Source organism: Haloferax elongans ATCC BAA-1513 (assembly GCF_000336755.1).
Lineage (GTDB): Archaea > Halobacteriota > Halobacteria > Halobacteriales > Haloferacaceae > Haloferax > Haloferax elongans.
On record NZ_AOLK01000019.1, the window covers coordinates 229,244 to 254,415 of the forward strand.

The window sequence follows — 25,172 nt, forward strand, 5'->3', positions numbered from 1 at the left end:
ACGAGAGCGGAACCGAGAGCAAAAACCGGAATCGAAAGTGGCGACGGTTCCGGTCACGCAGACTGGGACGACTATTTTGTATCGCTTCCGTCACCCGGCTCGTCTTCTGACGACGGGTCTTCCTCCGCGTTGATGAGTGCTTCCGCAGTTCCGACAGCAGTGCTCGCTTCCTCATGTGACGGCGCGCGTGGACTGAACGCGGCTCGTTCGTACCACTCGGTCAACGAACGAAGCATGTCGGAGTCTGCGATACCGTCCCGAACACTCTCGTAGAACTCGGTGTGAGTCTCCGAATCTGACCCGGGAGCAGCATCGCGGAGTCGACGGCGGGTCGCGATGTATGCACGCTCTGTTGCACCTGCCGGGTCGTCACTGAGTCGTTCGCGCGCGAGGCGAAGGAGTTCCCGCGGTGAGAGCGCCGACCGGCCCGTCGAGGATGCGGCACCGCGACCGCCGCCGACGCGAGCACGCCCGGCGATGGGCGAGGGTGCCACGCCGACGCCGTCTGCGACAGTTCCGATACGCCGGAGCGCGACGAGGCCGCCGAGGACGATGACCACGACAGTACCGAGCGCGACTGCGCCGGTCGGCACAATCACGTCACCGACCAGCAACTGTTCTTGCACCGTAACCGACTGGCCACCCGGGAGTGGAACCGACGGAAGGGCCGGTGCCGGGATAGCGGGACGAGCAGGTGACACCACTCCGAGTTCGACAGCGACCGATTCACTCTCTGCTGCCAGCAGGTTCGACCCGCGGCCGGGGTACGCGACAGAGACGGCGACAGACCCGTTTTCACGTTGCTCATCGTCCAGTTCGAGCGTGGTAGCGAACCGACCCTGCTCGTCAGTCCGAATCCGTTCGACACTCGTTCCGTCGACCCGCACGTCGAGCGTGACGTTCGAAATTGGTGTTTGGTCGACAGTTCGGAAGGTTCCCGACACTCGGACTCCCTCGTCGGTGGGGGCGACGTTCGCCAGTCGGACGGACGTGGCAGTCGTCTCGACTACGACGGGGCGGGTGACGTTGACCGGGGCGAGCGCCCGTTCTTCGGCCGGGATTTCGACGCGAAGCTGTCTGTCACCCGGTGCGACGTCAGCCGGTAAGTCGAGTTCGAAGACGAACCGACCGTCCTCGTCTGTGACGTTCTGGGCACGGGTTCGCCCGTCGAGGGAGAGCGCAACCGTCGCATTCGGTGCGGGAGTCTCATTGACGAACATCCGTCCTTCGACGCGGACGGTCTCACCGTAGGCCGTCTGTGTCGGCGCGGCGTCGACAGTGAACGCGGGTGTCGACTGCTCGATTCGCAGCGAGAGCACCGTCGTCGACCCGAGGAACGAGGAGTTCGGGTCGGGGACGTACGAGACCGAGACGTTCTGCGGGCCGGTTCCGACCATCGTCGGTCGGTAGTCGAGACTGAACGACCCGTCGGCGTCGGTCACGACGCGCGTGGACTGGGCCCCGACAGTGATGTTGAGTGAGGCGTCTCCAAGCGGTTCACCGTCCGTCTCGGTGACGCGACCGGCAATCGGGAACGGGTCGGCGAACGACCCCGCGACAGCCCCGCTTTCTGCCTCGATTTGCGTCCGTCTGAACTCCGCATCTCGGACTTGCTCTTGGCCCTGTTCGACCGACGTACTGACAGTGTCGAGACGCTCTCGTCCGACGCCGAGTTCGACGCCACCTGACGACTCCACCTCGGTGTAGTTCGCTTCGAGGCGAGTGCGCGACTCTCCCGCTTCGACTGCGAGTTCGTCGAGTTCGCGCGCGAGGGTTCGCGCACGATTCTCGTTGCCCGCGGCCTTCGCTTCGAGATAGCGCTGGTACGTTCGGTCGTACTCCTGGACGGTTTGGATGTATTCGAGTTGCCCCTCACGAGTGTCGACGAGGTTCGTCCCGGTGGTGTCGAGGTCACGGTCGCTGGCGATGAGTTCGTACCGGTCGAGAAGTGTGTCGTACTCGGGGCCGAGAATCTCGCGCGCGCGTTGGTAGTCGTCGTCCGAGAGGGCTTCTGCACTCGCTTTTAGGCGCTCACCCAGCGCGGTTACGAGATACGCTTCGATGGACGACACGTTGCCCTGGCCGACCGTCTCGTCGGGGTCGAGATGTCGCGGTGGCGACGACGCGTTCGTCTCGTTCGTCTCGTTTTGCATTCCCGTCTCGTCCGTCTCACCATCCATCTGTCCAACCCCCACCGTCTCGCCGTCTATCTGTTCAGCTATCGGTGCTCCATCGACCGCGTCTTCGCCGTCGAAGTCAGCGAACGCGACTGCTGGCGAGACCGCCGAAGCGAGGAGGAGGAAGGCAACTGCGAGGACCAGTGGTCGCACGTGTTAGGCCTCCATTGTGGGCTCGCTGACGGTAACCCAGACGTGGACGTGGTCGTCGGCGTTCCCGAACGTCGGGTCGGCGGGCGGTTCGTTGTAGTACAACAGATACGTCAAACGAAGGTCGCGGCCAGTGAACGACGGCGTGACATCGTGTTCGAGTCGCCACGTCTCGTCGTCTTCGAGGTTCGCCCGGAAGCGGTCGAGTTCGCGCTGTTCCGTCACCACTCCCTCGTCGTCTACGTCTTGCAACAGCACGACGACGGTGTAGGCCTGCTGGGACCCTTCGCGGTTTTCGATACCGACGACCATCGGCTTCGACTCGCCGAGTTCGAACTGCGATGGGTAGTTATCGGCGATGAGCGTCCCGTCTTCGGCCTCCGCGAGGAGGTAGAATTCACTGAACGATTCTCCGACGCGCGGTTCCGCGGCCGCGTACGCAAGGCTCGCACCGGCACCGACGACTGCGACTGCGACAATCACGTCGACCGGGCGAATGGCCCGGCTCTGGAAGGGGTTCGTGAGAATCTCCGGGGACTCGTACCGTTCGTCACCGGGCAGCGAGGCACGGCGTGCTGCTGCGACGACCGTCGCAGAGAGCGTCACCACGGACAGCGAGACGAGCACCGAACCCAGGGTGAGTGAAAACGGCGAGAAGTGGACGCCGAGCGCGACGAGCGGAGCCACGACGATGCTCGTCCCGATGGCGAACGTCAGTCGCTCGACATCGTCAGGAGTCTCTCGCGAATCCGCCGGTTGGGCTGTGTCGGGCGCTTCGGGGTACAGCGCAGAGACGAGGGCGTACCCCGGCGCGAGGAGGACAAATGCAACGGCCAGGAGGCCGCGAATCGCTACCGCTACGGGTTCATCTGGGAGGACCATTGCGACCCAAGTAGCGACGACGACGACGACGAGGATGGTCAGGTCGGCGGGGAACTCCCGTAAGAACGCGGGCGGTCGAAACTGTAGGCTCGCGTCCGTGGACATTGTTCACAATACGTTCGCTTACAGCAAAAATCAGTCGGTGCGACACGTCCGAAACGCGACTAGATTGGTCGGCGGACCATCTATCTCACCAACAACTTAAACTCGTTTGCTAACGTTGTACATTCGAGTGAATCTCACGAGACGTTTCTGGGGTGTGGTCGCGCTTGCCGTTCTCTCGGGGGCGGGAGCGGTGGCGTTCGAACGACCCGCGCTGCTCGTCGCAGCCGTGGGACCGCTGGCGTGGCTCGTCAGTCGGCAGTACGCGTTCGTCCGCGCCGCCGGCATCGCCGTGTCGGGTCTCGACGTCGAGTTTACCCCGGAGCGTCGGACGACGCCTGCTGGCAAACCGCTGTCAGTGACCGTCGCTGCGAAGCTCCCGCGGCCGGTGTCGGCAGTCGTTCGTATCGAACCGGACGTGCCCGTCGGTGCGGCGGCAGATACCGAATCGACCGTGCTACTCGAATCACCGGAGACCGACGGGTCGCTCTCGTTCGACGTCACGTGGCGCGTCGCCGGACGCTACGAACTGCCGCCCGCGCGTGTCGTCGTCGAGGATGCGGCCGGGTTGTTCTCAGTCGAGACGACCATGGGCGACAGCGTCGTCGTCGACGTGGACCCCGCGCGGGCGACAGACGTGCTCGTTCGGGGTGGGCGGTCCGACAGGTTCGTCCCGCTCGGCGTCTCGAAACCGTGGCTCGCCGGACAGGGGACCGAAGTCGCCGACATTCGGGAGTACAAACCCGGAGACCCCACGAACCACATCGAGTGGAAAGCCACCGCACGGCGGGGGTCGCTCCACATCCGTGAGTTCGAAGCCGAGACGAATCCATCGGTGATGGTTGTCTTCGACGCGCGCGCGAGGCTGTCTGCCGGTGAGACCGGCGGCACCAAACTCGCGTACCTCCGTGAGGTCGCACTGTCGTTCCTCCAGCGGTCGCGAAACGTCTCCGAGCCACTCGGTCTGACCGTCGTCAGCGACGACGGCCGACCGACGATGCTCGAACCCGGGAGCGCCGCCAGCCACTACAAACAAGTCCGCGAGCAGTTGTTCGAAGCCGGCAGCGAGGGCGGGTCCCAGACGAATCAGTCTCGTCGGTCGCCCGGAAGTGCGCGCGCCGCCGCGTTAGCGCTGGAAACTGAGCAGTCGGCGTTCGCCCGCCACCTCGAACCGTTCTTCCAGGCACGCGCGCCGTACGCGAGCGCAGTCTCGAACGACCCGCTGTATCGAGCAATCGTCCGCCACGGGAGCGTCGCTGGCGGGGACTCGCTGACTGTCATCTGCACCGACGACGCCGGCCGGACGGCGCTCGTCGAAGCGGTGACTGCCGCCCGGCGCTTCGGAAGTCGCGTCCTCGTGTTCCTGACGCCCACGGCGCGGTTCGACGGACGACTCACGCAGGACCGCCTCGACGAGTTCGAGCGCGTTCGCGCGCAACTCGCCGGAATGCCGAACGTCTGGGCCTACGAGGTCGCACCCGGACACAGCATCGGGACACCCGAGGGCGACACGGAACCACAGTCGGCAGTTGGCCAGCACTCGGCCGCCGGGCGCGGCGATGCCAACACAGAGACGAACGTCGCGGAGGTGCAATGATGCGTATCTCGACCGTCGAGGCGGCGGCCATCGGAGGGTTCGCTGTCGCCGCGTGGGTCTCGATTGGCCCGCTCGGTGTCGTCATGGCGCTGGCTGTCGGACTGGCATCGTTCCTCTTTTCGGCACCCTACGCGTTCGTCGTCGGTCAAGTGCTGCTCGTGGCACTCGTCCCGACGACCGCCACGGGATTTCTGGGCGCGGAAGTCGCGCTGCTCGGACTGGTCGTCGGTGACCTCGAAGACGCCGGGGAAGCTCGGCGGACCGTACCCATCGCCCTCGGGTTTGCGCTCGTGGGACTCAGCGTCGTGTTCGTCGCCGTTCCGTACGGAACCATGGCAGCAGCGGTCGCGGTCGTGACCGCCGGCGGGCTCGCACTTGGTGTGCTCTCGCAGTACACCGTCGTCGGAGGGACCTAACTATGCACACATTCGACTCTGAGACATCCGTCACCGAATCAGACGTTGCATCGCTCGCCGCACGCATCGACGAACTGGAGGCCGAAAACAAACGTCTCAGGGCGGAGACCAGAGAGCTGAGACAAGTCAGATACCGCCGCGTCGCGCTCGGGTTCGCCGTGGTCGGCGTCTTGTCGTTCGTGGCGGGCTGGTACCTTCCCGACTCGCAGACCGTCCTCTTTGGTCTCGGTGGAGTCGGCCTCTTCGCGTCGCTTTTGATGGTCTCGCTGGTGCCGACCGACATCGTCGCGGCACCGACAGCCAGCCACCTCCGGGCGGCCCACGCCGCCACCGTCGAAGGAATCGTCTCCGACCTCGGACTGCACCGAACGACAGTGTACGTCCCGACACCGAGCGAGCGGCCGGAGATTGCCGACGTTCGGCTCTACATCCCACAACACAGAGAGTACGAGGTTCCGTCGCCGCCAGCGCTTCACGACGTGTTCGTCGTCACCGAAGACGAGCGAAACCGCGGCGTCTCGCTGCCGCCGAGTGGTGGGGCGCTTCTCGTCGCCCTCGACCGAGACGAAGACGTTCCCCTGCTCGACGCCGACGAGGTAGTCGAACGGCTCTCGGATGCGATTGTCGAAGGGTTCGAACTTGCAAACGACGTCGAAATCGACGCAGACATCGACGCCGGGAGAGTTTCCGTCTCGGCCTCAGGAAGCGCGCTCGAAGACGCGGAGTTGCTCGACCATCCCGTTGGGTCGCTCGTTGCGAGCGCGCTCGCACGGGCACTCGGCACCGAGGTGACACTCACCGTGGAGACGGACGACGAAGAACCAGTGTTCGTCTGCCGATGGGACCCGAAAGCGACGCAAGACGAGAGTCGGCCCGGGACAGAGACCAGCGGGTTGGCCGCGTAGACTACCGCGAAACCGACAACTGCCGTACTTTCTCTCGCGCTTCTGCCGTCGAAATCTCCCGATGATAGAACACAGAACCTGGCTCTTGGAGTGCGCCGCCATCCTCGAGACTCCCCGTATCGACCGGCCCGAAGCCAATGTCTCTGACGAGGTCGGCGACGACTGCTTTTGCTTCGGGGTCGTCGCCCGCGAGGAAGATAGCGAACCGTTCTGACTCGGAGATTTCGGGGTGTCCTTTGTCCCGAAGCGTCTCCCAGTACATCGTGTTGAACGCTTTGACGACACGTGCACCAGGAAGTTGCTTGGCGATGAGTTCCGACGACGTGGCGTCACCGAGGTCCATCACGTGATAGTCTTCAGTGTACGGATTCATCGCATCGACGACGATACGGTTGTCGAACAGCTCAGCGTCCGGGAGCGTCTCGCGCTCTCGAAACGGAATGGCGAGGAGAACGAGTTCGCCGAACTCGACCGCACGTGCTGGTTCGACGGGCGTGATTCGCGGCAGGTTCTCGGCGAGGTCGGCCAACGAGTCTGGACCGCTTCGGTTCGCAATCGCCACCTCGTGGCCCACCTCGACGAACAGTTGCGCTGCTGTTGCACCTACCTTTCCGGCACCGAGTATGCCAATTTTCATGAATAAAGATTCATGTTAAGTGCATTGAATCTTGGGTGAAAACGAGTGTCCGGGACGCAAGCGGCCTTACTCGTCGGTGCCGCCGTCTGCGACGCTGGAAGCTTCGTCTGCCGTATCGGCCACACCGGGGGGAGAGACCGATTCGACAACCTCGTCGACGACGCCGCGTTCGTCAACGTCACCGAAGACCGCATCTGGCCGGAGAACGATGCGGTGGGCGACAGTCGGCTTGGCAAGCACCTTCACGTCGTCCGGGGTGACGTAATCGCGTCCGTGGAGGGCAGCACGGGCCTTGGACGCAGTGAGGAGCCCAATCGAGGCGCGCGGCGACGCACCGTAGGCTACCGCTGGGTGTTCGCGCGTTTCGGTCACGAGGTCGACGATGTACTGTTTCACGTCGTCGTCGACGAACACCTCGTCGACCGCGTCGCGGGCCGATTCGAGTTCGTTCATCGTGATGACCTGCTGGATATTGAGCGGGCTGAGGTCCGGGTTGGTGTCGAACCGGTCGAGAATGACGTGCTCTTCGTCGTCCGAGGGGAGGTCGACAATGTACTTGAGTTGGAAGCGGTCGCGTTGCGCCTTCGGGAGTTCGAAGGTCCCCTCCATCTCGATGGGGTTCTGCGTGGCGACCACGAGGAACGGGTCCGGGAGCGACAGCGTGTCCCCCTCGATAGTGACCGTTCCCTCCTGCATCGCTTCGAGCAGCGCCGACTGCGTCTTCGGTGTCGCCCGGTTGATTTCGTCGGCGACGACGACGTTCGTAAACACTGGCCCCTTCTGAATCTCGAACGTGCCCGTCTGCTCGCGGTACACTTTCGTCCCTGTGAGGTCGGCGGGGAGCACGTCTGGCGTGAGTTGGATACGGCGGGTGTCGAGGCCAGTCGACCGAGCGAACGACGCAGCAATAGTCGTCTTCGCGACGCCCGGAACGCCCTCGATGAGGACGTGACCTCCGGTCAGGAGTGCGATGGTCAGTCCCTCGACCACAGCTGCGTTTCCGACGAGAACTGTTTCCATTTCTTCGGCCAGCGCTTGGTAAATTTCGGAAACGTCAGTCATGACAGTAGTAACAACGGCAAAGGGCAAAACTGTTTGTCCAATAACGGGAGAATCGAGTGGTCACAGGAGGAGCCAAACCGGGGAGAGACAATGACTCACGAACTGTCGGAGTCGGGGTGACGTCGCTCCCGGCGCGGTGCGGCGAGGAACCCAACCGCGAGCGCGACTCCGACTCCAACGATGACCTGAACCCGCTGGTCAGTTCGAACGACCTGCTCGACGACCGCGAGAGCCGGTGTTCCCGTGCTTCCGGTCTGGTCGATAATGACTCGGTCGTGCTGTTCGATGAGGGCCGACGCGAACGCGCGGTTCCCCGGTCGGTCGAGCATCGCGTTGATGAACATACTGGGGTCCGAAACGGCGACGACACGACCGTTACCCACGGGTTCGACAGTCACGACCGGGTGCGCTGCCATCGGCTCTCGCGGGTCCGGTTCGCCGTCACCGTTTGTGTCGAGATAGGAGAACGTCGACGCGCGGACGAGTGGCGTGAGACTTCCAGGGAGTTCGACCGTGCCATTGGCGGCGGCGACGGGCGTTCCGTTCTCGTCCAGTGCCGTCGCGCTGTCCGCGTAGATAGCCGTGCCGTAGTTGAGCGTCAGCGCCTCGACGCCGGTCGTGAAGTTGTGCTGTGTGACGTTCCGTGCGATTGGAAGCGCAGGGTCGCGGTAGTACAGGCGTTCATCTCTGAGAACACGCCCATCGAAGCGCGCGTCCGCGCCGACTCCTTCGAGGACGGCGTTGCCGCCAGTTCCGTAGTCGTCGGCCACGACGAGCGTGCCGCCAGCGCGGACGAATAACTGAAGGGCAGCGAGTTGTTCGGGTGACGGGTCGGATGGAGCACCGACGAACGCGACAGCACCGACTGGTTCGACCCGGTCGTACTGTGCGGGTTCTGTGATAGTGAGTGCCCGGATGTCGGAGTCGGATGCCACCGCCCGAAGCGACGAGGAACCGTCCCACTCGGTGTTGTAGGCGTCGAACGCTATCGAGGACGTTCCGGCCGCGACGCCGAGTGACGCCGCGACGACGACGACGTAGAGGACGAACGCGAGTTTCGGAATCCGGCGGCGAGACGTCATAGCACGCCACCTTCCTGCAGTATCGTGGACACCCGAGTGACGACGACGTAGCCGAACACGAGGAAGCCCGCGAGGATTATCCAGCGCAGGTGGTCTCGCCAGCGCTGGACGTGGTTCACCGGCTCGGTAAGCTCCGTGATGAACAGGAAGCCGACGAAGACGAAGACGAACAGTAAGTCGAGCGCGACGAGTTCGAGGACTGAGAGAACCGCGACGCTGGCCAGTGTCCACGTCAACAGTGCGTAGACGAATCGGAGACGTCCCGGTATCATATCACATATGTCGTCACGTAGGTACTTGTACCTTCCTCGGAATTTCACACCATCAGACGCCATACCCGTCGATTTTCCTGAACGAATCGACCACAAGGGGGATACCCTTCGGGCGACAGATACCAGTCATGTGGCCGTGGGGACACCTCGCATTTGGCTACCTTCTCTACTCACCAGCGGTGCGAGTCAAGACTGGCCGCGCGCCTGAGGGGGTGGCCGCTATCGCGCTCGCGCTCGGGACGCAGTTCCCGGACCTCGTCGACAAGCCGCTGGCGTGGTATCTCGACGTGCTCCCCCACGGTCGGTCGCTCATGCACTCCGTGTTCGCGCTCGTCGTGGTGTCGCTGGTCGTGATTCGCCTCGGTCGGCGATACGAATCCCCGGCGGGTGCGGCGTTCGCCGTCGGACACGCGTCGCACCTCGTAGGAGACGCACTGAGACCACTCCTCGCCGGCGACTGGGCGAACCTCACGTTCCTCGCGTGGCCGCTGCTTCCCGTCCCACTGGCGACAATCGAAGATACGTCGCTGGTGGCACTCCTCACGAGAGTCACACTGTCGAGTGCTGCGTTCGGTGAGATACTGTTGGGACTCAGCGTCGTGTTGCTGTGGATCCTCGACGGCCGACCGGGCCTGCAAACGATTGGCCGCCTCGTTCGGGAGGCGTCACGAGAGAATCGTCGTCACTGAACCACCGTGGCTGAATCGTCATCACTGAACCACCGTGGCTGAATCGTCGTCTGAAACGTCCATACTGAAACGTCAACCAAGCTGAGTCGCGTGTCGAAAAACAGTGCGGCGTGGGGAGGAGAGTGCAGCGGACAAAGACCAGTGCAGCGAACAAAGACCGAGACAGTTGCAGTGAGGCCTACTTTCGTCGTTTCTGCGACCCGCGAAGTCCGCGACGCTTCGACTCCTGAGAATCGAGAACCATGGCGAGTACCAAGCCGAGGGCACCACCAACCGCGCGTTTGACCGAGCGACCCGATGGAGTCTCGAACGACGCGAGCGAGCGAAGGACGCCGAGGAAGCCGAGAAGCGTCACTATCGCGCCAGCGACGTACGAGATGGCAACGGGATTCCCGGAAGGGACGTACTTCCGCCAGAGCCGCCAGAGGAAGTCCTTGAGCAGGAGCATCGAGAGTTTCGGGACGAACGTCCGGTAGTCGATGCCGCTTTCCTCGTCGCCGTAGCGGGCCCGCATCGGAACGTTCACCACGGGCATCTCGGCGACGTTGAGTCTGACGAGGAGGTCGTTGAGAAACCCGTAGTCGTCGTAGATTGCCCCGAGGTCGACCGCACGCAGTGCCTCCGCAGAGATTGCGGTGTAGCCGTTTTGCGGGTCGCGGATGTGCCAGTAGCCACTCGCGATGCGAGTCAGGAGCGTGAGGATGGTGTTCCCAAACAGCCGATGACCGGGCATATCCGCCCACGAGGCGGGACCAGTGAGTCGGTTGCCGACGGCGTAATCGGCCTCGCCGCGGGCGACAGGGTCGATGATGTCTTCGAAGATGTCGGGGTCCATCTGCCCGTCCGCATCCATGACGGCGATGATGTCGATGCCGTCTTCGAGGGCTGCACGGTAGCCGGTCTTGACAGCCGCCCCACGGCCGAGATTCGTCTTGTGACGGATTGGGACGACGAAGTCGCCGGTGAGCGCACCACCGTCAGAGAGTGCCTCCGCGGGCGTGCGCGAGTCGTCGTCGAACTCACTGCGGAGCACCGGCTCGCGTTCGGTCTCGCCGACACTCGGGGTCGCCGAGCGTGCCGCGTTCGCGCGGGCTGCGTGGGCGCGGATGACCTCCCACGTGTCGTCGTTAGAGCAGTCGTCGACGATGTACGCTCTGTCCGCGACCGACGGGAGAGTGTCGATGACATCGCCTACGAAGTTCGCTTCGTCGTGGCCCGGAACGACGACGGCGACCGTCTTACCGAGGTACACGTGAGTCACCTCCCAAGTGTCGGGCGTTCCGCCCCTGTCCCCGTCTCTTCGGAGGTCGTTTGTCGGCCATCATAGATATTCTCGACAGAATCTTTCGTGAGAGCCACCTTTGTTAAGCGGCAACTCCCCCCAAGAGGACAACTCCAATACACATTAATTCCGGCGTAATTAGGTCCCTACCTTCAGAATTTGCCGAATGAATTGAAAATATGTCTGTCGTATTTTTCTGAAATTCAGGAATACAGTACAATCTTGAAAGTCGAAATATACACTGTTCACCTATCACTTATTTTGAGAGTCGAGAGTCCCCTCGTAGGGGGCGAACACAGGACGGTCGCAATACCGTAATGATGCGTCTCGACGCCCTGGATAGATGCGTCTCGATACCGTGGGTGCGACGAAGTAAAAGAAGGAGAGAGCCTACTCAGACCGATTCGAAAACACGTCGACACCGCCGTCCGAGAGTGGAGCGTCTCCGTGCGCCGCGTCCTCGACGTGGTCGAGCGCGGGCTGGCGGTCCTCGACCGGGGGTCGGTGGCCATCGTCCAACACGGCGGCGTACAGAGAGACGATGTCGGCGGCGACGACATCCCAATCGAACTGGTCGCGGACGTAGGCCCGGTTTCGCTCGCCCACGGCAGTGCGGAGGGCTTCGTCCTCAACGTATTGCCTGAGCGCCGTGGCGAGTTGCACCCGCGACGGTGGAATGTCGAGAACCGCTCCGTGGATTCCGTCTTGGATGACGTCTTCGAGCGCCCCAGCGGGAGTCGTGACGACCGGAAGTCGGGCGTTCATGGCTTCGAGGACGACCGTCGGAAGTCCTTCGGAGCGAGAGAGCGAGACGAACACGTCGGCGGCGTGGTAGGCGGCCTGCAACTCCTCGAACGGGAGGTTCGAGAGGAAGTGGAATCGGTCGTCCGCCCGCGCCTGCAAGTCGGCGACGAAGGACTCCTCACCGTGGCCGACGACGACGACGTTCACGTCGAGGTCCGCGAGTTCGTCGACAACGGTGTCGACGAGCACATCGGGATTCTTGAGTTCGACCAGTCGCCCGACGAAGAGAATCGTCGGCCGTGACGGGTCGATGCCGTGAGTTTCGCGAAACGCCTCGACAGTCGATTCCGGGACGTCGTGTTCGTCGGGGTGGATACCGTTGGGGATGACGACGACCTTCTCCTCGGGAACGCGATACTCGCGGAGGAGTCGCCGCTTTTCGGCCGCACCGAGGACGATAATCCGGTCCATTCGGTCGAAGATGAACTGTGCGAAGGGGTGATACGCGAACTCGACTGCCTTGGCGACGAGTCCCCCCATCGGTTGGAACCCGTGAATCGTCATCACCGTCGGCGCGTCTTTCGGAAGCGCGAGCGTGGCGGCGAGCGACGAGAGGTACCACGGACTGTGGAGGTGATAGACGTCCGCGTCGTACTGGCGAACGACGCGAAACAGTTCGAGAGAAAGCGGATTGCGCATCACCGTCGCCGTCGTCTTACAGTACGTCACCCCGGATTCCGGACCGAGCGGACTCCGGTCGTTGGCGAGGCTCATGTCGGTCGTGACGACGTCGACAGCGTTCCCACCTGCCCGGAGTGACTCGGCGAGGCGGTGGCTGTAGTTCTCCAACCCGCCGAGTGAGGGGCGGTGGAGGTGGTTGACTTGAACGACGTGCATTGACAGGCGTCGATTGGTCGAGTGGGGCGTTAGTAAGCCGTCGGCTACCGCCGGAACGGGCTCTGCAGCGCCGGTACGAGTCGCACTTCGGCCCTGGTACGAATCGCGTAACTATCCCGAACGACGGGCAAGAGTAGAGCAGAAGTCGCCCGTCAGACAATCATGAGCACCGACACACCCCCAGAGTACGAGGCAGAGCGACGACCGGCGACGACACCGGCCGAAGCGACCACGCGAGCGCGGCCCGACGACCGACTCGAAATCTGGTACTTCATCGGTGCGCTGACCGTCGGGGGTGCAGAGCGGACGCTCGTGGACCTCGTCAACGGACTCGACAGAGAGCGGTACGACCCAACCATCTGGACGCTGTTCGACGAAAACAGACTCGCCGACACGGTCGACCCGGCAGTTCCGATTCGAACGCTTGGACTCGGCGCACAGACCCGAGCAGACGACGCCGCGTTCGTCGAGGGCGGCAGCAACCCCCTCGACTACGTTCGCGCACCGCTTCGATTCGTCCGCGCCGTCGGTCGCGAGCAGCCCGATATCGTCCAGTCGTTTCTCTTCTACGACAACACCATCGCCCGCCTGGTCGGTCTCGTCGCTCCGAAGACGACCATCGTGACGGGCGCACGAGGACTCCAGAACATCTCAAACCCGGTGATTCGAGCCATCGACACGGCGCTCATTCCGCTCTCCGACCGCATCATCTCGAACTCGAACGCCGGTGCGGACGCCTACGTGGCTCGCGGCGCGGATTCCGAGCGCGTCGGTGTCGTCCACAACGGCCGCGACCTCTCGACCTTTATCGACGCCGAACCGGCGGGCCTCCGCGCCGAACTCGGACTCGACGAGGACACTCGGCTCGTCGGGGTCGTCAGTCGCCTCGTCGAGCGAAAAGGCCAGCGTGACCTCATCGACGCGTGGCCCGGTATCCGGCGCGCACATCCCGACGCGCACCTCGTCCTCGTCGGTGACGGTGTCCTCCGTGACGAGTTCGCTGGCCTCGCGGTCGACCGCGGCGTCTCCAACTCGATTCACTTCCTCGGGACGCGCGACGACGTGCCGAACGTCCTCGCCGACCTCGACCTCTTTGCGTTCCCCTCGCACTGGGAGGGGCTTCCCGGCGCGCTGCTCGAAGCCATGGCTGCGGGTGTCCCAATCGTCGCGACCGACATCCCGGGGAACGACGAACTCGTCACCGACGGCGAAACCGGTGTGTTGGTCCCGGCTCACGACCCAGCCGCGCTCTGTGGTGCAATCTCGGGAGTGCTGGCGCACCCCTCACAAGCCGAGAGCTACGGGCGTGCCGCACAGGGCGACGCTGTCGACCGATTCGGATTGAATCGGATGGTAAAGGAGTTCGAAGCGCTCTACGAATCGCTTCGTGACGACTGAGAAAACGCTGGCCGAATCGGTGGCCGGATCGATGGGCAGAGCGGGTGTCTAGCAGGCCGATAGGGACGGCTTTATCGGACTGTCACGCCTGGTAACCGGACCCAAACAAAGGCAGATACCGTCCCATCTCTCCTCATGCGAATTCTCGTCACCGGCGGTGCCGGATTCATCGGCGGCCACCTCGCAGAGGCCTTCACACGAGAGGGCCACGACATCGTCGTCGTGGATAACTTCACGCCGTACTACGACCTCGGAATCAAACATCACAACGTCGACGTCGCCCGACAGGCGGCGAGCGAATCAGGCGGGTCGTACGAACTCGTCGTCGGCGACGTTCGAAACGCCGAGTTGATGGAGAAACTCGTCCGCGACAGCGACATCGTCTACCATCAGGCGGCGCAGGCAGGCGTCAGGTCGAGCGTCGACGAACCGCTTCGGGTGAACGAAATCAACGTCCGAGGGACGCTGAACGTCCTCGAAGCGGCCAGAAACGCCGACCTGGAGCGTGTCGTCTTCGCGAGTTCCTCGTCGGTCTACGGCACGCCCGAGTACCTCCCGTACGACGAGTCGCATCCGACCTACCCAGTCAGTCCGTACGGAGCCTCCAAGCTCGCCGCAGAATCGTACGTCAGCACGTACAACGAGGTGTACGACCTGCCGACTGTCTCACTCCGGTACTTCACCGTCTACGGGCCACGGATGCGCCCGAACATGGCCATCTCGAACTTCGTCTCGCGGTGTGCGAACGGCGAGCCACCGGTCATCTACGGCGACGGACGCCAGACGCGTGACTTCACCTACGTCGACGACATCATCACCGCGAATCTCAGGCTGCTCGACACCGACGCGGCCGACGGGGAAGTGATGAACATCGGCAGCACCGACAACATCTCCGTGCTCGACCTCGCAGAGGCGGTCCGGGACCGAGTCGCGCCGTCGATGCAAATCGAGTACGACGAGCGTGCGCCGGGAGACGCCGAACACACCCACGCCGCCGTCTCGAAAGCTGCCGACCTCATCGGCTACGAACCCCGGACGAGCATCCGAGAGGGAGTCAGCGCGTTCGTCGACTGGTACGACGCGAACCGCGACTGGTACGAGCCACTCGTGCGGTCGTCGATGGGCGCACCCGACGCTGCGAGCGCCCAATCGAACGACTGAACCAGACTGTCTCGTTCTCTTACGTTTCAACTGCCCAGTTCCGACGTAGTGGTCCGATTAATCCGAACTTTTCTGTCGAGCGTTCAGGAAAAACAGCATCTTATTCGTGAGTGTTAGCGGTCGCGGTTCGGGCGGAGTCGGCACGCCAGCTGCACCCCCACTACGAATGCTACCAAATACCAAATCCATTTTCACTAATTCCTGACTGTCAATCGTTAATTGCGCGTTAATACGCCTCAAACGCCAGAATTCAATGGTTTGAGGCAGTGGTGTAAAACCGACAAATCCGTCGGAATTCGTGAAATTCGGTAATATCTGAATATTTTACGAACAATAGATTTATGTAATTAACCCCCTGTTAACCGAGTGAATGGCATCCGAACGACAGCCCCAGACAGACTCTGACGACGGAGACGGGGACCGGCTCAGCTTCAGTCGGCGGTCGTATCTGCTCATGGCAGGTTCGGCCGTCGCCTCCGCTGCAGCAGCCGGCTGTCTCGGCTCCGACGACAGTGCATCCCTCCCACAGGAGATGCGGCCCGTCCAGGCCGTGTTTGGTTACGGTGGCGAAACGATGACGATGACCGAGTCGAGTTCCCTCTCGGGAACCCAACCGAACTCGTTGTCAGTCGCCTCCGAGTCCGAATCGAACGATACCCGTGCGACCGCAGACCCCGTCTCCATGGGGACAGCGGTCACTGGAACGCTCGACTCCGCAGAAGTCGATTGGTTCGCGTTCGACGTCACCGCCGGTCAGGCAGTGAACGTGACGCTCGACCGCGTTCCAACCAGTGGTATCACGTCCCTCATCCTGTACGGGCCGGGCGGCGAATACGTCGATCTCGTGTACGTCGGCACCGATACGCCTGCGACCGTCGATATCGACGAAGCAGCTGTCTCCGGCACCTACTATGCACAGGTCGTGGACGTCCAGCAAGGCTCGGGCGACTACGAACTCACAATCGCCGACGGCGCGAGCAGTGGTTCCGGTGGGTCGGACACCAACAACACGACGACCACCACGACCACCACGTCGACGCCGACGGACACCACCACCACAACGACCAGCACGACGACTACCACCACGGCCACGCCGACGACCACCACCACGACAACCTCCAGCGAGACCGAATACGGGTCTCAGGCGTACGGTGAATACGGCTACGGTGGCATCACGCAGTAATCAACCCTCCAACACAGAACAATGAGCGAACGCTACAACACCCCCGACGCAGGAACCCTGAACTGGCACGTCCCGCTGAACGAGAACTTCAAGAGCCTCGGCACCGACGTCGAGATTCGCGACGACGACGCGAACAAATCGAACTACGACCCCGCAGTCGGCGCGAAGTTCTTTGCGAACGACACGAACAAAGTCTACCTCGGCGACGGTTCCCAGTGGAACTACATCGGTGACATCGCCAAGCTCCCCGGCGACGTCGTCGTGAGCGATTCGGAACCGTCGAGCGCGAGTGTCGGCGACATCTGGATCGAGACGAGCTCCACCAACTAAGCCAATGACGACCTACTACGTGGACCCGGCAAACGGGAACAACAGTAACTCGGGGACGTCCCTCAACGACGCCTTCGAGGACCTCATGCCTGTCGAGGTTGACGGCAAAGTCAACCTCCAAGCGGGCGACGTCGTGAAGGTACGCGACACGGCAGTCATGTACCCACCGTCGAAGCCCACATGGTGGCAGACCTCGGGTACCGCCGACAACCCCATCGTCATCGAGGCATACGAGAACGAATCGCCCATCATCGACTGCTCGAAGTACGACGGAACCCACGGTCTCGACCTCCTCGGGACCCAGCACATGGTCTTCCGCGGCCTCGAAATCCGCAACGCCGGGAAGAACGCCGTCCGCTGTAACGGGACCGACGGACAGGACGCTCGCGAGTGCCTGTTCGAGGACCTGCACATCCACCACTACGGCCAGAACAGCCAGTGGGCCGGCAACGGCATCATCTTCTACGGCAAGTCGTTCGACCACGTCGTCCGAAACGTCGTCGCCCACCACGGCAGCACCGGTGGCGGCTCCGACGGCTTCTACGTCGGCGGCTCCTCGGGCGCTGGTCGCGGCGGCGGTCACCGCTACGAGAACTGTGTGGCCTACCTGAACGCAGACGACGGCTTCGACTTCTACGACGCCGACCCGAAGCACCCGAACGTGATGGTCAACTGTGTCGCCCACCACAACGGGCACGACGGCATGGGGACCACTGGCGACGGGAACGGCTTCAAGGTCGGCGGCCCGGACTTCGAAACCGGGAACAACGTCCTGAAGCGGTGTGTCGCCTACAAGAACGACGAGCGTGGCTTCAACACCAACGGCGCACGCGTCCCCAACGAGTTCTACAACTGTACCTCGTGGGACAACGGCAGCTACGGCTACCACTTCAGCGGAAGCGCCGACAACGTCGTCCGAAACTGCGCGTCGTTCGACAACGACAAGTCCGACGTAGAGTCCCTTTGGAACGCCGACTCGGCGTACAACTCCTGGGACCTCGGCATCTCGAACCCCGAGTTCGAGACCACCGACCCGAGTTCGGACAACTTCCTCCGGCCGAAAGATTCCAGCCCGCTCGTCGACGCTGGGACCGACGTCGGTCTGGATTACGCGGGTGACGCGCCGGACCTCGGTGCGATTCGCTCGGAGGACTCCATCAACACCTCCGAACCCGAGCCAACGAGTCCGACCGCGGCCCTGAAGTTCAACGACGGCACGCAGCACGTGTCGCCTGTCGGCGTCCGGTACTACGACGGCAGCCAGTGGGTCGCCACGTCTCTCAAGGTCATGATGGACGGCGGGTTCGTCGAGGCGTTCGGGAAGGTTCCCTACGACGGTTCCAGCACCGACGGCTCGACCTCCGATGGGTCGACGACTGATGATTCGACCTCCGACGGGTCGACCTCCGGCGGGTCGACGACCATCCTCGAAGACTTCACCAACGGTCTCGGGAACTACGTCGGCGACGTCAGTTCGTTCTCCATCGTCTCGGCACCCTCGGTCCGCGGCAACGCGGGACTGCTGTACGACAAGACCGGGAGCGACAAACTCATCCTGCGCGACTCGCCCTCCACGACGGTCGTTCAGGACACCACCTACCGCGCCAACATCTACGCGCACTCGGGTGGGAACTACGGCAAGGTGTACTTCTTCGCCAACGGCTCCAGCTGGAGCGACGTGAGCGGGTACGCCATCGAGTACGACACCAACAAGACGGTGTCGCCGCAGTTCAAGCTCCTCCGTCTCGACAACGGGAGCCTCACGGTTCTCGACGAGGTGTCTGTCTCGCCGAAACTCGAAGAGTGGATGGACGTCGAATTCACTCCGAAATCGGACGGCAGCATCGTCGCGCGCCTGTACGACGCAAGCGGCTCCGAAGTCGCCAGCGTCTCGGCGAACGACACGACCTACACCTCAGGGACGTACGGGTTCGGGTGTAACAACCCGAAGGTCAGCTTCGACTACCTCCGGGAAGTCTAAGCGACACGCTCTGGGCATCGGGCACAGACCTCCACGCATCGACCACCAACCACCCTCCACCACACCGGGCACACACTGGGCACGCAGGAATCGGGCACCCACCACGACCGGGCACAAACCGGGCATCCAACACCGGGTAACTACCACAAACCGGGCATCCCCGCTCACACGCTGTCAGAGGCACCCACTGAAAAACAGCCCTCCACCGACCCTCCACCACAATCCGGGCAACCCTCCAACCACCAGCCCTCCACCGACCCTCCACCACAATCCGGGCAACCCTCCAACCACCAGCCCTCCACCGACCCTCCACCACACCAGCCCTTGCACGACGGGGCACGCCGGTCGCCCTCCACCGACGACCGACTCGAATCGCACGCTAACCACTGTCCATCGCGCTCATCCGGCCGCATCCGCGGCCGAAACCTGACGTCCGGGTCGACGACTGTCGCCCGGGGGTCACGTCCCTGCTGACGCTTCGGTCGTACGTATTCTGCCGACTCCACTCCCCCGAGAGCCCCGCTGCAACTCAGCCAGCAGGGAACGTTTCGGTGGCGGCGTTGGGTTTGTCCTCGCCCCACCGGATGTACCATCCCTGGAACCCACCGTTGGAATAGACCCGATTGACCGTGTGGTCGGCGTCCATCTCGGCGATATCCGACTGGTCATAGAGGAACAACTGCTCTCGCTGGTTGTCGGTGAAGTACGCCGCGTCGAGGAACCGGCGGTCGTACTCGTGTGTCGCGGCGTAGGAGTGCGTGTACGAAATCGACGCCCGTTCGTACTCGTCGTAGCCGAGACCGGGCGTCAATGCGTATCGTTCGCTCTCCTCCGAGAACGTCCGGCGTGGGAGCGTGATGTCCTGCCCGCCGGTGAGGTACCGTTCTGTCTTGACGGTTAGACTGAACGACCGGACGGGCAGGTCTGGGTTGTGGTACTGGAGCATGAAGTCCGCGCCTTCGTACTCCGAGTAGGTCATGTGCTTGTTGGGTCCGTAGACCGTGAACGTCCCGAGGAGCGCCGCGGCGACGACGACGACGACGAGGACTGTCGTCCCGACGACGCGAAGGCGGAAGTTCCCGCGGGCGACCAAGAGCTTCAGGAAACTGAGCCCGACGAGGAGCGTCGCAAACACGAGCGCGTAGCGAGCGATGCGTATCGGCCCGGTAGCGATGAGATAGGTTCCGAGGAAGACGATGCCGACGGCGGAACCGATTCCGAACTGAGTCACGAGGAACCCGTCGTGGTACTTCACGTCGGTTTTGAGGAGCCGGCTGACGAGCCAAAGTGAGAACACCCCGGCCACAGCGAAGTACAGGAAGACAGCCCCATACAGTTGCACGAACCGCTGGACGAGTTCGAGAGCGGTCAGTCCCGCGTTGCTCGCGAGTTCCGCCCGTTGGCTGGCCGGGTTCGTCTCGCCGGCGAGCGCGAAGATTTCGATGATACTCAACTGCGTTCGACGGAAGCCGATGTACCACATGAACGCCGCCGGGACGATTGCGAGGGCAATCGTCGGCCGAATCGAGCGAACAGGGTTCCCCGTCACGCGACGGTAGACGTTGCTGTAGCCGACGGTTCCGACGACAATGACGACGAAGAACAGCGCCGATATCGGGTGGAAGAAGATGAGCGCGATGCTCGACACGGCGACGAGGCCGAGGTACCGCCGGTCGTTCGTCCGACGGGCGCGCTCGACGAACGCGAGGAACACGGGAAACAGCATGAACGACAGCACCGCGGGCTGTAGTTGCGTGTAGAATTTCGCGAAGTACAGCGGCGTCGCGGCGGCGATACCGAGCGGGAGCGCCCGGTCGTCACCAGTCAAGGCCCGGAGGTACACACCGACGCCGAGAACGTAGACGACGGTGAAGACGAACGGTGAGAGTTGGATGAGCGTCGCGACGGGAACGCCGAAGAAGACGAGTTCGGCGAAGAGCATGTGCTCGAACGGGTAGAAGACGTCTCCCGGAAGCGACCCGAAAGCGACGAGGTCGCGGACCGCGCCAAGGTGGTACAGCGAGTCGGACGTTCCACGCCCGTAGAGACGATAGCCGCGGACGCCCGGAATAGCGAAAAACAGGGCGTACTGCGCGAGCAGAAGCGTGACCGCGCGCGTCCAGTTCCTGTTTCGAGTCACCGCGCTCCCGACCGAGACGAGGACTGCGGTGGCGATACCCAACCCGAACATGGCCCAGTAGGAGACTGGGAACGCGGTCACTGGAGACGGTTCGTAGCCAGCAGGCGGCGGGACGAGGATGAGAAGCGCGCTCTGTGCGAGCACTGCGAGGGCGGCGACGACGAGAAGCGCCCGTTGAACGGGGGGGGCGAGAAGCGTCGGGAGCGAGAGCTCCGAGACGGTTCTCGTTCGACGGTCCGTGGAGACCGCCATCTTAGCACCTCCACCTCAATCCACCGGGACTCACGGAAGACTCACGGGAAGATACGTCACCGAACATGAATACTGTTCCGTGCCAAACATAGATGGTAATGGATTGATTAACTTGTTCGATACCCACAGGGAATGGACATTCTTGAAATTACAACATTCATAATTTACTAATTGTATCACGATAGATAGTTCATGCACAACAGACGCAGGTTCCTTGGTGGAATTGGAGTTGGCATGATAGCAATATCGGGGTGTCTCGGAACGGGACTCCTCGAAGGGCCAGACGATTCAGACGACGGCGAAGCGAGCCAGAGCGGCGGCAGCTCCGGCGGGTCCAATAACGAACAGACGGCGACTCCAGACGAGTCAACCCCCGAGCAGACGCCGGAATCGACGCCAGAAGAGACCTCGGAAGAACCGGACGAACAGACGCCTGAAGCGGTCGAATCACTCGAAGACCGTATCACGTTCACGCGCGATGACGACGACCCAGCAGTCGTCGGCACGCTCCTGATGAAGGGACCGATTCCGGGTGTTATCGTCTCGACCGATTACCAGAGTGCGGACGCGTGGCAGAATTACGCCACACTCGACGAAGAAAACGGAACGTACAAAGTCGGTCTTTCGGTCACCGCTAGCGCGGCTATTGGCCGTCTGAGCGTCGTCGGAACGGTGTACGATGCCGATGACGACGTCGTGAGCAAAAGTACGGACGTGAGCAGCAACATCCCCTCTGACGAAAAGGCCCTCATCCACCTCACGTTCGACGGTGACGTGAGCAAGATGCACTACTTCGAGATATCGCTGGACAACCCCGCGTAAGCGTGGTTAGGCGCCGCCAGCATACGCCTCGAACTCTTCTCCGCGAATAGCGAAGTACGCGACACCGACGAGTCCGACGACCGACGCGACGCCGAACGCGAGTGTCGGGTCTGTCGCATAGAGCCATCCACCGAGCGCTGCGCTCGGAATGACGACTGTGTTTCGAACGAGGTAGTAGGTGCCCGTCACGCGACCGCCCGAATCTCGCTTTGCGGGGCCGACGATGAGCGCCTTGTGTGCCGGAAGCCCGGCGAACCGGAGTCCCGAAAACGCGAAGAGGGCGACGAGAACCCACTGGTTCGACGGCGCGAGGATGAGGAGAATCGGGAAGACGGCGTAGACGGTGAAACCGAGTCCGACGACGGGCTTGAGTCCGGTTCGCTCGGCGAGTTTCGAGACGGGGAGTTTCGTCAGGAGCGCGACGACCATCTCGACGCCGAGGAGGATACCGAAGAACGCGTCCGGCCGGAGCGACACACCGAATCCGGTGAATCCGACCGCGAGGAAGTCGGTGACGACGATAACAAAGAAGACGTACACCATCCCGTTGGCGAACCGGATGAGCGTGTCGGCGACGAGAAGCGGTCGAAGCGTCGATGGAAGCGACCGAATATCAGACCGGAGTTGCGCGAGTCCCTCGAAGGACTTTCCGATGGAGTCCTCGCCAGCGTCATAGAGGAAGTGCTGGGCGACGGTGGCGACGATACCGAACGCCGCGGCGACGATGAGCACGTACTGGAAGCCGACGACGAACGAGGCTGTCGCCGCGAGCAGGGCCGCAGCGATGAGTGGACCGAGTAAGAACCCGATTCGGCGGAAGATTTCGGTGCTGGCGAAGCCCATCGCGAGTCGGTCCGGCGAGACGCTCTGTTTGACGATTGCGAACGTCGCGCCGAGTCCGAACGACTTCCACGCTTGCGTGAGAAAGAGGCCGACGAAAATCCATATCCACGGTTCGAGTGAGACGCCCGCGAGCGTCACCGGCGGAACCGAAGGTGCGACGAACCAGAACAGAAAGCCAGCAGAAGTGATGGTGCCGAACAGCGTCAATGAGAGTCGCGAGCCGAGTCGGTCCGAAAGCGCCCCACCAGGATACGGATAGAGCGCGCCGATGAGGTTGCCGACGCTCCCGTACAGGCCGACGACGGTGGCTCCCGCGCCGAGAACACGCAGATATTCGGGGATGTACCGACCGGTCATCTGAAACGAGAGGCTGAACGCGAGCATCGCCAGGGAGAGGACGAGCACGTCGCGTTCGAGCCCGATAAACTGCCTGAAGGAATCGAAGACATCGACCGAGTCTCGGCGTGTTGCCATCGGTGTTGCACACGACCTATCGGAGAATGAAAGTAGGGGAATCGGAAGCCGAAGCTGTGGAGTCGAGGTGAAAGCGAACTGAAAAGCGTGCAGTCTCGCCTATTCGGAGCCGTCAGTCGGTGGCGTCACCCAAACGACGAGCCCCTCGTCGCGTCTGACGATGCCTTTCGTGTGGTCGCCGCCGAACGGCGCGTCGTCGACGTTTTCAGGGTCGATGTCGGCCACGCGCTCGACTTCGTCGACGAGCCAGCCGTACACTTTCGAATCCTCGTCACCGTCGTCGAAGACGATGACGCGCGGTGCGTCCGGGTTCGAGCCGACGTCAAGCAGACTGGCGGTGTCGATGACAGTCGTCGTCACGCCGCGGTAGTCCATCGCGCCGACGACGTGTGGCGGCGTGTCAGGGAGTGCACGAACGGACTGCCGGTCGATGATTTCTGCGACGGCATCGAGTTCGACGCAGTAGCGCTCGTCTCCGATGTCGAATTCGAGCACCTGCGTCGGTTCGTCGAGGGTCGTCTCGGTGGCGTCATTGGCGGCCATTAGGCACCACCACCGTGTTCAGCGGCGGCGCCGTGATTGCCATCGTCCTCGACTTCGTCTTCGATGTGGTCCGTGAGAAGCGCGATTTCGGAGACCTTCGACGTCTGTTCTTCCGTCGCGGCGGCGACATCCGTAATCTCGTTGGCGACGCGCTTCGCGCCGCGGGCCGTCTCGTCGACGATGCTCGCGACTTCTTCGGTACTCGCCGCCTGCTGGTCTGTCGCCCGCGCGACTTCTTCGGCACCGGCGGCGGCCTCTTCGACCGCGTTGTCGATACTTCGGAGCGCCGTCACGGCGTCGGCGACTTCAGACATCCCCTCGTTGACCTCGTCGTTCGCCTCGGCGATGTTGGTGACGGTCGTCGATGTCGAGTCCTGGATGTCCTCGACCATCTCCTCGATTTCGGAGACGCTGTCGCGGGACTGCTCGGCGAGGTTCTTCACTTCGTCTGCGACGACGGCGAAACCGGACCCTGCGTCGCCAGCGCGTGCGGCCTCGATAGACGCGTTGAGCGCGAGGAGGTTGGTCTGGTCGGCGATTTCGTTGATGACCTCGACGACCGCGTCGATTTGGTCGACCTTCTGGCGGAGGTCGACGATTTCCTCGTAGACCTCGGACGTGGCGTCGTCGACCGACTCCATGGCGTCGGCGGCGTTGTCGGCCGACGTCCGCCCCTCGGAGGCGAGTTCGCGCGCTTGGTCGCTCATCGACTTCGTCTGCTCGGCGCTGGAGGCAATCTCCTCGACGCTCGCGCTCAGGTTCGATATCTCGCCTGCAACCTCGTCCATGTTTGCGGCCTGGTCGTTCGCGAGGTCGCTAATATCCTGTGCGCTGACGGCGATGTCTTCTGACGCATCGCCGAGTTCGGCGATAGCTACGTCTATCTCGTCGGTCGCGTCGTCTGCGTCGTCTACATCGTCCAGAACATCGTCAGCGTCGGCCGCTTCACCGTCGAGAACGTCTCCTGCAGCGACTCCGCCGTCGAACTTGGGAGGGTTCGCGTCGCGTCCGCTGAATTCCCGCTCACTCGTCATACACATTGATATACGACACCAGTTGTTAATCATTCGGCCAAATTATCAGGGAAGATATCTTGATGAGGGGAATTATTCAGACACTGTGGACCAAATTGTCTCACACATACACATTTT

Annotated in this window: 22 protein-coding genes; 10 read left to right on the top strand and 12 right to left on the bottom strand. The window is 62.7% G+C overall.

Annotated elements, in window-relative coordinates; all coding sequences use genetic code 11:
- Positions 1-71: 71 nt before the first annotated feature.
- Entirely contained in the window at positions 72-2,330 is a 2,259-nt protein-coding gene (locus tag C453_RS11970; RefSeq protein WP_008324788.1) for a DUF4129 domain-containing protein, read from the bottom strand.
- A 3-nt stretch (positions 2,331-2,333) separates the two neighbouring features.
- Positions 2,334-3,314 carry a DUF1616 domain-containing protein gene (locus C453_RS11975; protein ID WP_008324789.1) on the bottom strand — a complete coding sequence of 327 codons (981 nt, stop codon included), beginning with the start codon at positions 3,312-3,314 and terminating at the stop codon, positions 2,334-2,336.
- Positions 3,315-3,468: 154 nt separating this feature from the next.
- Here C453_RS11975 and C453_RS11980 point away from each other — a divergent pair, with 154 nt between their 5' ends.
- The 3 genes from C453_RS11980 to C453_RS11990 are packed head-to-tail and all read left to right on the top strand — an operon-like array spanning position 3,469 to position 6,229.
- Complete coding sequence (locus C453_RS11980; RefSeq protein WP_008324790.1) at positions 3,469-4,908, top strand: DUF58 domain-containing protein; 1,440 nt, start codon at positions 3,469-3,471, stop codon at positions 4,906-4,908.
- On the top strand, positions 4,908-5,324 hold the full coding sequence (locus C453_RS11985; protein WP_008324791.1) for a hypothetical protein: 417 nt from the start codon (positions 4,908-4,910) through the stop codon (positions 5,322-5,324). Before C453_RS11980 ends, C453_RS11985 begins: the two co-directional genes overlap by 1 nt.
- Positions 5,325-5,326: 2 nt before the next feature.
- Positions 5,327-6,229 (top strand): hypothetical protein, encoded by a 903-nt coding sequence (locus C453_RS11990; RefSeq protein WP_008324792.1) that lies wholly within the window; start codon positions 5,327-5,329, stop codon positions 6,227-6,229.
- Between the two features lies 1 nt (position 6,230).
- Here the strand turns inward: C453_RS11990 and C453_RS11995 are convergent, their stop codons facing one another.
- The 4 genes from C453_RS11995 to C453_RS12010 all read right to left on the bottom strand — a co-directional run bounded on the left by C453_RS11995 (position 6,231) and on the right by C453_RS12010 (position 9,282).
- Positions 6,231-6,866, bottom strand: a complete 636-nt coding sequence (locus C453_RS11995) for an NADPH-dependent F420 reductase (RefSeq protein ID WP_008324793.1) — start codon at positions 6,864-6,866, stop codon at positions 6,231-6,233.
- A gap of 66 nt (positions 6,867-6,932) precedes the next feature.
- On the bottom strand, positions 6,933-7,928 hold the full coding sequence (locus C453_RS12000; RefSeq protein ID WP_008324794.1) for an AAA family ATPase: 996 nt from the start codon (positions 7,926-7,928) through the stop codon (positions 6,933-6,935).
- A 95-nt stretch (positions 7,929-8,023) separates the two neighbouring features.
- On the bottom strand, positions 8,024-9,010 hold the full coding sequence (locus tag C453_RS12005; RefSeq protein WP_008324795.1) for a DUF4350 domain-containing protein: 987 nt from the start codon (positions 9,008-9,010) through the stop codon (positions 8,024-8,026).
- Positions 9,007-9,282 carry a hypothetical protein gene (locus C453_RS12010; RefSeq protein WP_008324796.1) on the bottom strand — a complete coding sequence of 92 codons (276 nt, stop codon included), beginning with the start codon at positions 9,280-9,282 and terminating at the stop codon, positions 9,007-9,009. The genes C453_RS12005 and C453_RS12010 overlap by 4 nt, the downstream gene beginning before the upstream one ends.
- A gap of 128 nt (positions 9,283-9,410) precedes the next feature.
- Between C453_RS12010 and C453_RS12015 the strand changes: the two genes are divergently transcribed.
- On the top strand, positions 9,411-9,971 hold the full coding sequence (locus C453_RS12015) for a metal-dependent hydrolase (protein ID WP_008324797.1): 561 nt from the start codon (positions 9,411-9,413) through the stop codon (positions 9,969-9,971).
- Positions 9,972-10,149: 178 nt separating this feature from the next.
- Here C453_RS12015 and C453_RS12020 read toward each other — a convergent pair whose 3' ends face one another.
- Both C453_RS12020 and C453_RS12025 read right to left on the bottom strand, forming a co-directional pair.
- A complete protein-coding gene (locus C453_RS12020; RefSeq protein ID WP_008324798.1) occupies positions 10,150-11,223 on the bottom strand; it encodes a glycosyltransferase family 2 protein in 1,074 nt (357 codons plus the stop codon).
- A gap of 420 nt (positions 11,224-11,643) precedes the next feature.
- A complete protein-coding gene (locus C453_RS12025) occupies positions 11,644-12,894 on the bottom strand; it encodes a glycosyltransferase family 4 protein (protein ID WP_008324799.1) in 1,251 nt (416 codons plus the stop codon).
- 162 nt (positions 12,895-13,056) lie between these two features.
- Here C453_RS12025 and C453_RS12030 point away from each other — a divergent pair, with 162 nt between their 5' ends.
- The 5 genes from C453_RS12030 to C453_RS12050 all read left to right on the top strand — a co-directional run bounded on the left by C453_RS12030 (position 13,057) and on the right by C453_RS12050 (position 18,947).
- Entirely contained in the window at positions 13,057-14,292 is a 1,236-nt protein-coding gene (locus tag C453_RS12030; RefSeq protein WP_008324800.1) for a glycosyltransferase, read from the top strand.
- 135 nt (positions 14,293-14,427) lie between these two features.
- Positions 14,428-15,453, top strand: coding sequence for an SDR family oxidoreductase (locus tag C453_RS12035; RefSeq protein ID WP_008324801.1), 1,026 nt, complete (start codon positions 14,428-14,430; stop codon positions 15,451-15,453).
- A gap of 370 nt (positions 15,454-15,823) precedes the next feature.
- Positions 15,824-16,636, top strand: coding sequence for a PPC domain-containing protein (locus C453_RS20195; RefSeq protein WP_008324802.1), 813 nt, complete (start codon positions 15,824-15,826; stop codon positions 16,634-16,636).
- A 21-nt stretch (positions 16,637-16,657) separates the two neighbouring features.
- Positions 16,658-16,966 (top strand): hypothetical protein, encoded by a 309-nt coding sequence (locus tag C453_RS12045; protein WP_008324803.1) that lies wholly within the window; start codon positions 16,658-16,660, stop codon positions 16,964-16,966.
- A gap of 4 nt (positions 16,967-16,970) precedes the next feature.
- Positions 16,971-18,947: a right-handed parallel beta-helix repeat-containing protein gene (locus C453_RS12050; protein ID WP_008324804.1), complete on the top strand. Its 1,977-nt coding sequence runs from the start codon at positions 16,971-16,973 to the stop codon at positions 18,945-18,947.
- Positions 18,948-19,476: 529 nt separating this feature from the next.
- Here C453_RS12050 and C453_RS12055 read toward each other — a convergent pair.
- Positions 19,477-21,339 carry a hypothetical protein gene (locus tag C453_RS12055; protein ID WP_008324808.1) on the bottom strand — a complete coding sequence of 621 codons (1,863 nt, stop codon included), beginning with the start codon at positions 21,337-21,339 and terminating at the stop codon, positions 19,477-19,479.
- A gap of 234 nt (positions 21,340-21,573) precedes the next feature.
- Here C453_RS12055 and C453_RS12060 point away from each other — a divergent pair, with 234 nt between their 5' ends.
- A complete protein-coding gene (locus C453_RS12060) occupies positions 21,574-22,161 on the top strand; it encodes a hypothetical protein (RefSeq protein WP_008324809.1) in 588 nt (195 codons plus the stop codon).
- A gap of 6 nt (positions 22,162-22,167) precedes the next feature.
- Here the strand turns inward: C453_RS12060 and C453_RS12065 are convergent, their stop codons facing one another.
- From C453_RS12065 to C453_RS12075, 3 genes are all read right to left on the bottom strand, one after another.
- Complete coding sequence (locus tag C453_RS12065; protein WP_008324810.1) at positions 22,168-23,478, bottom strand: MFS transporter; 1,311 nt, start codon at positions 23,476-23,478, stop codon at positions 22,168-22,170.
- Positions 23,479-23,577: 99 nt separating this feature from the next.
- Entirely contained in the window at positions 23,578-24,021 is a 444-nt protein-coding gene (locus tag C453_RS12070) for a chemotaxis protein CheW (RefSeq protein WP_008324811.1), read from the bottom strand.
- The gene (locus C453_RS12075; protein WP_008324812.1) at positions 24,021-25,055 is read right to left on the bottom strand and encodes a methyl-accepting chemotaxis protein; all 1,035 of its coding nucleotides are present in this window, start codon (positions 25,053-25,055) and stop codon (positions 24,021-24,023) included. The genes C453_RS12070 and C453_RS12075 overlap by 1 nt, the downstream gene beginning before the upstream one ends.
- Positions 25,056-25,172 lie beyond the last annotated feature (117 nt).